At 62.6% G+C, this 431-nt stretch carries 1 protein-coding gene; it reads right to left on the bottom strand.

The window, feature by feature from the left end; all coding sequences use genetic code 11:
* On the bottom strand, positions 1-431 hold a 431-nt coding region (locus tag CSV68_RS16695), incomplete at both ends, for an iron-containing alcohol dehydrogenase (protein ID WP_143561028.1).

Genomic DNA, 431 nt, shown 5'->3' on the forward strand with positions numbered 1-431 from the left:
GCTAGCGCAGCCTGGGTACATTTTCCGCCCGCCATGGTGATCGCGCCACTACGGGAACAGGCGCGCGCTTCAAACCAGGTGGCAAGGGCATCGCCTATCCCGGCGGCCAGCAGACGCGGCGGAGCGCCAGCCACCACCCGGGTGTCGACAATCACCATGTTCGGGTTATGCGGCAGCATCAGGTAGCGATCGAATTCACCGCTGTCGGTATAAATGACGGAAAGGGCGCTGCACGGGGCGTCGGTGGAGGCGATAGTCGGGGCGATGGCAACGGGCACGTCCATAAAATGCGCCAGCGCTTTGGCGGTATCCAACGTTTTCCCGCCGCCGATACCGAGCACCGCCATACAGTCGGCGCCGTCGGCCCGTTTTTTCAGGCGATCGATCTCGTTTTGCGAACATTCGCCACCGAAGGGCGCGATTTCAGCATG

Origin of the sequence: Sporosarcina sp. P29, from assembly GCF_002743265.1 — a bacterium.
GTDB lineage: Bacteria > Bacillota > Bacilli > Bacillales_A > Planococcaceae > Sporosarcina.